This is a genomic window from Taishania pollutisoli (assembly GCF_014518315.1).
Taxonomy (GTDB): domain Bacteria; phylum Bacteroidota; class Bacteroidia; order Flavobacteriales_D; family Crocinitomicaceae; genus Taishania; species Taishania pollutisoli.
On sequence record NZ_JACVEL010000051.1, the window covers coordinates 1 to 640 of the forward strand.

The 640-nt window shown below is 45.6% G+C and carries 1 protein-coding gene; it reads left to right on the plus strand.

What is annotated here, in order from left to right:
• Nucleotides 1-640, plus strand: a 640-nt coding sequence (locus tag H9Y05_RS16260) for a fibronectin type III domain-containing protein (RefSeq protein WP_216714918.1), incomplete at both ends; no start/stop codon positions are given.

Sequence of the window (640 nt, forward strand, 5' to 3'; positions counted from 1 at the left end):
ACGAAGCGACAGGACTGAGCGCATCAACAACCTACTATTTTCACATTCGCAAAGATTGCGGTAACGGGAATTATTCTGAATGGGAAACGATTTCCTTTACGACCAGTGTTGAGCCGTGTCTGATCGTAGAAAACATTGTTTCATCAAATGTAGACCACGCATCAGCCGACTTGTCGTGGGACATGAGTACCGGCAGTGCGTTTGAATATGTGCTGGATGAAAACAGCGCGCTACCAACGGGGACAGGAATGTCAACAACAGACGTTACTTACGAAGCGACAGGACTGAACGCATCAACAACCTACTATTTTCACATTCGCAAAGATTGTGGTAACGGGAATTATTCTGAATGGGAAACGATTTCCTTTACGACCAGTGCTGAGCCGTGTCTGATCGTAGAAAACATTGTTTCATCAAATGTAGACCACGCATCAGCCGATTTGTCGTGGGACGTGAGTACCGGCAGTACGTTTGAATATGTGCTGGATGAAAACAGTGCAGCACCAACGGGGACAGGAACATCAACAACAGACGTTACTCACGAAGCGACAGGACTGAGCGCATCAACAACCTACTATTTTCACATTCGCAAAGATTGTGGTAACGGGAATTATTCTGAATGGGAAACGATTTCCTTTAC